General features: G+C 64.9%; 8 protein-coding genes and 1 tRNA gene. 3 read left to right on the plus strand and 6 right to left on the minus strand.

All coding sequences use genetic code 11. The features are described from left to right. Window positions 1-922 (minus strand): FhaA domain-containing protein (locus WB785_RS00120; protein ID WP_424076674.1); only part of this gene is annotated, 922 nt, incomplete at its 3' end. A gap of 260 nt (window positions 923-1,182) precedes the next feature. Here WB785_RS00120 and WB785_RS00125 point away from each other — a divergent pair. The 3 genes from WB785_RS00125 to WB785_RS00135 all read left to right on the plus strand — a co-directional run bounded on the left by WB785_RS00125 (window position 1,183) and on the right by WB785_RS00135 (window position 2,412). Beyond that, window positions 1,183-1,265, plus strand: a tRNA-Leu gene (locus tag WB785_RS00125). 106 nt (window positions 1,266-1,371) lie between these two features. Next, window positions 1,372-1,653, plus strand: coding sequence for a hypothetical protein (locus tag WB785_RS00130; protein WP_424076675.1), 282 nt, complete (start codon window positions 1,372-1,374; stop codon window positions 1,651-1,653). 18 nt (window positions 1,654-1,671) lie between these two features. After that, entirely contained in the window at window positions 1,672-2,412 is a 741-nt protein-coding gene (locus tag WB785_RS00135; RefSeq protein WP_424076676.1) for an SDR family NAD(P)-dependent oxidoreductase, read from the plus strand. 7 nt (window positions 2,413-2,419) lie between these two features. Here WB785_RS00135 and WB785_RS00140 read toward each other — a convergent pair whose 3' ends face one another. The 5 genes from WB785_RS00140 to WB785_RS00160 all read right to left on the minus strand — a co-directional run. Then, on the minus strand, window positions 2,420-2,752 hold the full coding sequence (locus tag WB785_RS00140) for a GNAT family N-acetyltransferase (RefSeq protein ID WP_424076677.1): 333 nt from the start codon (window positions 2,750-2,752) through the stop codon (window positions 2,420-2,422). Window positions 2,753-2,768: 16 nt separating this feature from the next. Continuing rightward, a complete protein-coding gene (locus WB785_RS00145) occupies window positions 2,769-4,151 on the minus strand; it encodes an acyl-CoA dehydrogenase family protein (RefSeq protein WP_424076678.1) in 1,383 nt (460 codons plus the stop codon). A 134-nt stretch (window positions 4,152-4,285) separates the two neighbouring features. Continuing rightward, the gene (locus tag WB785_RS00150) at window positions 4,286-5,554 is read right to left on the minus strand and encodes a DUF7373 family lipoprotein (protein WP_424076679.1); all 1,269 of its coding nucleotides are present in this window, start codon (window positions 5,552-5,554) and stop codon (window positions 4,286-4,288) included. Between the two features lie 2 nt (window positions 5,555-5,556). Next, window positions 5,557-6,810: a DUF7373 family lipoprotein gene (locus WB785_RS00155; protein ID WP_424076680.1), complete on the minus strand. Its 1,254-nt coding sequence runs from the start codon at window positions 6,808-6,810 to the stop codon at window positions 5,557-5,559. Window positions 6,811-6,856: 46 nt separating this feature from the next. Further along, window positions 6,857-7,808, minus strand: a 952-nt coding sequence (locus WB785_RS00160) for an ABC transporter substrate-binding protein (protein ID WP_424076681.1), incomplete at its 5' end; no start/stop codon positions are given.

Below are 7,808 nucleotides of genomic sequence, written 5' to 3' on the forward strand. Positions count from 1 at the left end.
ACCCCTGACCGCCGCCGTAACCGGGGGCCGGCCGCTGTTCGTGCTGGGGGGAGCCACCCTGGTCGGGGTAGCCGCCGCGCTGATCCGGGTAGCCACCCTGGTCGGGGTAGCCGGCGCGCTGGTCGGGATAGCCGCCCTGGTCGGGGTAGCCGGCGCGCTGGTCGGGATAGCCGCCCTGGTCGGGGTAGCCGCCGCGCTGGTCGGGGTAGCCGCCTTGGTCGGGGTAGCCGCCGCGCTGATCGGGATAGCCACCTTGCGCGGGGTAGCCCCCGTGCTCGGGCGGCGGTGGTGGATGACCTTGCTGGTCGGGGTAGCCGCCCGGTTCCGGTGGATAAGCACCCCGGGGGTCCTGGCCACCGCGCGGGTCGTCCTGCGGATGCCCGTAATGCTCGTCGTAGTAGTCATCGCCGGGCCGCCCCTGCCCCTGGCCGCCGCGGTAGCTCGAATTGTCGGTCATCGGTGGTACTCCTGGTTCTGCGTTGAACGCATGATCTGATTGTGGCGCGGCGGGCTCGCTAGCCGTCGGGCGGGGCGCGACATCGGGGTTGACAGCACCGCGGGCGCGGAACTGGCCGGTATGGAGGTTCGCCGACTGCTCGAACCGGACGACCACGTCACCATATGTTTGCCACCCCTGTTCGCCGATGTATCCCGTCACGTGCTTAGCGAAAGCTTCTGAAGTGAGGCCCTGGTCGGCGCCCACTTTCTGATAGTCGTGCATACCGAGGGTAATGATGTATTCGTTGGGAGCCAAAAGTCGATCGCCTTGCAGAGGGCGGACTCCGTCGGCCGCCTCCCTGCGCAGCAGGGCTTCTACTTCTTGGGGGACGATCGACCCACCGAACACCCGGGCAAAGGCATCGCCGACGGTGACCTCAAGTTTGCGCTCGATGCGTTGAACTAGCCCCTTCTGGCTGCTCATCTCCAAGCGCCCGCCTCAGTCCTCATCTGTCGGTGCCGCACGGCGGACGATGCCTCCGGCGTGTCGCATCACGCGTGTCGTACTCCAGCATGGTATCGGGCCAGTGCATCGCAGCGGCACTTGCAGAATTCTGAGAATCGCATCGAGCCAGGTCAGGCGGGGGTTCGGCGGCCTCGCAGGCGGCGCCGTGGGCCACTCTCAGGGCGTCAGCGTGGTTGGGGCGGCTGGCTATTACAGTGGTAGGCTCCACCGATTGTTCAGGGCGAGTGGCGGAATGGCAGACGCGCTGGCTTCAGGTGCCAGTGTCCTTCGGGACGTGGGGGTTCAAGTCCCCCTTCGCCCACAAAATTGAGTCGAGCCGCTTCATCGGCGACGGGTGGTCGCAGTTAATGCCGAGGTGTATCTCGCGTGTGACCTCGTCGCGATGGTGACCAAGAACGCTGTCCACCATGACACTGCTCGCGGCGATTGCCGCGCTCGCGGCGGCAACTTGCCTCGGCTACTACTGCGGTCGGCGGGTGGGCTCGACGCGGTCGACCTGGAAGAAGCGAACGAGTCGGCTCGCGCTGGGGAGGCTGATGATCAGCCTGCTGGTGGTGCTGTCCGCGCGCCAAATCCGGCGCAGGTTTAGGGCCGAGCGCGTGTTCACCGACGCTTTGCAGCGGTCGGGACTGAGAGTTATTGCGCCCGTTGAACTTCTGCGGGGTAGCGTTGCGCGAACGCGAACCTAGGCGAGAACGGGAACTGGTATGGCTGCCTTGCAAGACAAAGTCGCATTGGTGACTGGTGCGTCGTCGGGCCTGGGCGCGCAGACGGCCCGGCTGCTTTCCCGTTCGGGCGCCAAGGTTTTCGGCATCGGGCGGGATATCGGGCGCTTGGCCGAGGTGTTCGCCGACGTGGAACACGGTTCATACGCGTCAGTGGACATTGGTTCGGCGCAGGCTTGCCGGGACGCGGTCGAGCAGTGCGTCCGCGAGTGCGGCGGGCTAGATGTCCTCGTCAACATTGCCGGCCGACACCAGATGCGCCGGACGGAGTCGATGACCGACGACGATTGGGCAGACGATCTCGCGGTCAACCTGAACGGGCCGTTCTACCTCTGTCGCGCTGCACTCCCCTATCTGCTCGAGCGAGGCGGCAACATCGTTAATGTCAGCTCCATTGCCGGGGTCGAAGGGCAGGCCTATTCGGCCGGCTACTGCGCTGCCAAGCATGGGCTGATCGGGCTGACGCGTGCTTTGGCGGTGGAGTACACCGCGGATCGCTTGCGGGTCAATGCAATATGCCCGGGCGGCATGCTCACGCCGCAAATCGAACATTTCAGTGCGCCGGACAACCCGAACTACGACCTGATCATGCGCACGGCCTCACCGCGCGGCATGATGGCGCCCCTTGACGTTGCGAATGTGATCGCGTTCCTTGCCAGCGATGCTGCGGCCGCCGTCCACGGCGCCGTCTATCGGGTCGACAATGGCAAAGGCGCCGGCTAGCAGCCGATTACAGCGTCTGGGCCCACCGCAGTATCTCCGGCGTGACCGGATCGGTGATGTCGCGGAATTCCTGGTGCTTCTTGATGAAGGCGGCCACCATCGGGCAGACGGCGACGACGCGCTTGCCGTCCGCGCGGGTGGCCTGGAGAGCCTCCTCCACCAATATGCTTGCCAAGCCGCGTCCTTCGAACTGATCCTCCACCTCGGTGTGGTAGAAAACCCGCTTGTTGTCGCGATCAGCGAAGGCAGCCAACCCGACGGTCTGGCTCTCGACGGCGATGGTGTACTTCCCGTCCGAGGCGCTGACGGAGGTCTCGGCACCGGTCTTGTCTGTGGTCATCTGTGTTTCTCGTGGCTCACTTGCGCGGCGGCTGCAGTACTTTCATTGCGAGCCGCATCACCGGCTCGGGAACCCGGTCTTTGGCTGAAAGCGCGGCATCAGCGACACGGGAACGCAGCGGCGTGCCGCGGCCGAACATTCGGTTCAACGGGCCACCCGACGGCTCGATCTCGATGTGAAGCGGCGGAGCGCCCTCGGATGCGCCCAGCGCCTGGGATATGACGATCCGCTGGATTTCGCTGGTGCCCTCAAAGATGGTGTACAGCTTGGCATCTCGATACCATTTCTCAACCGGGTGGTCGGTGATGTAGCCCCAACCGCCCATTGTCTGAATGGCCCGTTCGGTTGCCCGGACGGCTACCTCGCTGGCGGCCATCTTTGACATCGAGCCCTCGCCGCGCTCGAACGGGATGCCTTGGGCGGCCATCCAGGACGCCCGCCAAGTCAATAGCCTCGCCGCTTCGATTTGGGTGGCGATCTCTGCCAACGGAAAAGCGATGCCCTGGTTGTCGATGATCGGTCCGCCGAACGCTTCCCGCTGGGTGGCGTAGGTGGTGGCGTATTCCAGCGCGGCCCGCGCGATGCCGATCGCCTGCGCGGCGACCATAGGGCGGGTTTGTTCGAAGGTACCCAATGTCGCCGAGCTGGAACGCTTTCCGCCTGCTACGGCTTCGCGTGCTTTAGCGAGCTTGTGCTCGAGTTTCTCCTGTCCACCCAACAGATTGTCACCCGGCACGCGCACACCATCGAAGCGTAGTTCGGCGGTATGCGAGGCGCGGCAGCCCAGCTTGTCGAGCTTGCGCACCAACTCCAGACCTGGAGTGCCGCCCGGCACGATGAACAGCCCCTGGCCACGATGGCCGAGCTCCTCGTCGACGACCGCGTTGACCACATGCACGTCGGCGATGCCGCCGTTGCCGATCCACATCTTGTGACCGTCGATCACCCAGTCCTCGCCGTCGCGGCGGGCCTGGGTCCGCAGATTCCTTACATCGCTGCCGCCTTCGGGCTCCGAGATTGCCAGCGCCGCAAGCTTGAGGTCACCGGGAGTCCCGAAACACTGCGGGGCCCACTGGAGCATCTGCTCCGGAGACGCGGCCTGCCCGATGGCCGACAGCGCCAGCGCCGGCATGACGATCGCCAAACCGATTCCGGCGCAACCCCAAAACAATTCCTCCATGAACATCGGCAATGAAAGGCCAGTGGGATCGCCGATGAGATCGCGGTAGAACAACGGGCTGTAGAACCCCTGCTGCGCGGCCTCCTCCAGGACCGGCCAAGGGAACTCCTGCTTCTGGTCGTAGTCGAGAGCGACAGGACGTATGACCGACTCGGCGAACTCGTGGGTGCGCCGCGCCAGGTCGTGTTGGGCCACCGTCGGTGTCAGGTCAAACGTCATTGGCGCCACTCCTCGATCCCGGCTGCGCCGGCATCATCGTCGTCGTCGCGCGTCATGTGCGCCACTCCGGGGTGTCGGTTGCCCCTGGTATTACCCGTCAGCCCGCCGATTCAACCTCGACGAGGAGCCGGCGGTTACTTGCCGGCGAGGATGCGATACTGCGCGGCCATTTGCTGCTTGACGTCCTTTTCGCTGTCGCTGAAGGCAGTGAAGGTATATCGATCTGCGCGCGCGACACACTTGAATGGCCACACCACCCGCAGCCATGACAACGGTGGATTGGGTTCCTCGAGCAACCCGGCGGCGTTCTGCCGGGCGAAGCATTGAGCCTGGGGTAAGCCAGTGATCCCGCTGATCTGATGAGCACCTTCGGTGGCCTTCATGTCCGCAGCGAATTGCTTAACCAGCTGTGTCGCCCCCGCCGCGTCGTGCGTTTGGTAGACGGTTGCCCGTTGTTGCGCCACCGCCTCAACGCCGGCGGATTTGAATAGGCCTGCCGCCTTGATCGGGTCGTCTTCAAAATTCAGCCAGGCGCCCGGCTCCCAGACCCCGATCATGAAGGGCGCGCTGCCATCGGTGGCCCACAGCGTGCGGGCCAACAACTGCCCCGTCGGATCCTTGGGCAGGTCGATCAGTTTCGCGGAATCTGTTGGCGTGAACCGGTCGATCAGCGGTTCCTGCTGGTCGAGCGTCAGCCCAATCAGCACGGGCGCTGTCGCGGCGTCGTAACGGTCCTCGATCTGTAGCTGTTGGACGAGCACGTATGGTCCGCGCGCGGTAAAGCTTGCCGCGCCGACGCCGCCGTCGGGAAAGTCGTAGAGCGTTGCGATCGCTTCGGGGTGGCCATCGATCGTCACCAGCCGCGCGGGTGCGTCTGCGTGCGGGTATTGGTCGGCCATTTCGCGGGCCGCTGCCCCAGCGGAATCGACGTCGGGAAACCGCAGCACCACGTTGACGAGGAGCTTCTTTGTGCTGGCCCTGCGGAAGCTGGAGAAGCCGGTCATGAAGCCGTGTGCCATGGCGACGGCGGGCATCGGATCCGCAAGCACATTGTTTTGCGACAGCAATTTGGCTTCAGGCAGTGGCGAAGTGGTCGTCGTGTTCATCACTGCCACATGTCGATATGTCGGGTCGACTTGCCACGGGCCAACCACGTTGACGGCCAGCCGATGAGCTTCCAACATCGCGCCGGTGTTGGCGTTACCCGCAGTTCCGAACGGATGGTTCGCGGTCGTCGGATAGTCACCAGTGTCCAGCAATGCCACGATCGCGCCATCGGCCTCGGCGCGATCGGGAGCCTTGACCGCCACACCGGCTACCATCGCGCTGCAGCCCACCAGCGCAACCACACATACGGCGACTAACGCTGCGCCGAGCGCTCGCCCCAATCGTCTCCCCTGCATGGCTATTTCCCCGCGAGGATCCGGTATTGCGCGGAGATCTGCTGCTTGACGTCTTTCTCCGTGTCGGAGTAGGCGATGAACGCATACTGATCCGCGGACGCGATACAACTGTATCGCGCTGTCATCTCATGCAAGGTCGGTGCGGGCGCCATGCCTTGGCGGGCAAGGCATTTGGCCGCTGGCAGGCCGGGCACTCCGGAAATGGCCTTAACTGATGGGCCCAGGCGTGTGGTGAAGCGCTGAACCATCCGCGCGGCCCCGCCAGCGTTGCTGGTCTGGTACACCGTCGTCAAACCCTCGGCTATCACCTCCACACCGTCGGCGGCATACGATGCCGCCGCGGCAATGGGATCTTCTTCGAAGTGCAACCACGCGCGCGGCTGCCACACCCCGACCACCAGGGCCGCCGTGCTGTCCGACGTCGGTAAGGTGCGGGCCAACAGCTTTCCGGTCGGGTCGAGCGGCAAGTCGGCCAGCTTCGCCGGATCGGTTGCTGCGAACTGGTCGATCAGGTTCTCCTGTATGCGCAGCGCCCCTTCGACCAATTCCTCGGCTTGAGAAGCCAAATCGGCGAACTCCTCTTTTTTGGATTTCGCGCTCTGGTACAGCACGTACGCTCCATGAGCGGCGAAGCTGTTGATCGCCGTTTGGTCCCCGAGCTCGTCATGTGCCGACGCGAGTGCCTCGGGCTGGTTGTGGATGGCGATCGGTGATCGCGGCGGATCGGGAAGCCGGCTGGTAGCGGCGGCCATTTCGGTGGCAGCGGCGGAGGCGGCAGCGGGGTCGGGGAAGCGCATCACCAGATTTGTCAGCATCAGCGGCACTTGCGGATTGCTCGATGTGCGGGACGTGATAAACGCAGTGATGACGCCGTGCGCCGACGCGATGTCAGGAACCGGCTGTGGCAGAGCATCTTTGAGCAAGTGGATGTCGGGCGCTGCCTGGGTAGCCAGAAAGTTCGTCTGGCGCAGCTGCGTCGGGTGCGCGTTGACCTGCCATGGTCCGACCACATACTCGGCCATCCGCTGCGCCTCCAAAACGGCGCCGGTCGCCTGGCTACCTGCGGTACCCACCGGGTGGCCGGCCGTCGTCGGATATTTGCCGGTGTCCAGCAGCGCCACCACTGCGCCGTCAGCATCGGTGGACTGCGAGCCGATCACCGCGACACCGCTCACCGTCGAGGTGCAACTCACCAACGTCATCGCAACGGCCCCGGCAAGTGCCGCGCTCACGACACGAGTGTTGCGCTTGCTCACACGAGAAACGATAGACGGACTCGCCGGCCCGCAACCGCAGGTCTTATTAGTGCACTTGCGCCGTAAGGGCGCTGGCGAAGTTCGAGTTGAGGTATTCGGTGGCGGAGTAGCTCTCGGCGTTCAGTGCCGCGATCACGTTAGGGTCGTCGACGATGACCATCGCTCCCCGATACAGCGTGAGCGGTTGGGGCAACCCGTTGTATCCACCGCCGCCGGCGGCCTTGTCGGTGCGGACCGCAACCATGACGTCGGCGCCGAGTGAGTACAGGTCGTTGTCGGTCATGGGCCGCACGCTGCCGGTGTCGGCGGCTGTGGGCTTCAATTTGTCGCTGTAGTTGAAGCCCAAGCCCTGGAGGTAGTCGGTTGCGGGCGCGCCACGCAGGGTGGCGGTGACACCGTTGTCGGTGACGTTGACAACCGCGACGGTCTTGCCGTTGAAGGCCGGGTTTTGGCTGCGAAGATCGGCCTGCTGATTGCGGGCCGTGTCGACGAGCTGCTGCGACTTGTCCGTCCGGCCCAGGATTCGACCGATCCAGGTCAGCTGGTTCTGCCACGTCCATGTCGACCCGGTGCTGTCGGAGGGGCGGGTGACGGTCGGGGCGATCGCGGCCAGCGCCTTGTAGGTGGCGTCGTCGATGGTGCCGGTGGCGATGACGACGTCAGGTTTGGCTGCCTGGATCGCCGCGGTGTCGACGGACGACACCACTTTGACCCCGCCGGTGACCAGTTGTTGGTCCCAGCTGGCCAGCTTGCCGTCCGGTTCGGTCATCACCACCGGTTGCACGCCCAGCGCAAGCGCGGCGTCGCCGTCGCCCGGCCCGACCGCCGCCACCGCGTGTGGCTCTGCGTCGATTTGGGTGGTCCCGTGCACATGGTTGAACGACTGAGCCGGATAGCCCTGGCTCGACCCACTGCGCAGGCGGACAACGGTGACGGATCCGGCCGCGATGAGCACCACCGCTGCGATCGCCGCAACAATCCACGCTCGCTTTCTGCTC

Source organism: Mycobacterium sp., assembly GCF_049585075.1.
Classification (GTDB): Bacteria; Actinomycetota; Actinomycetes; order Mycobacteriales; family Mycobacteriaceae; genus Mycobacterium.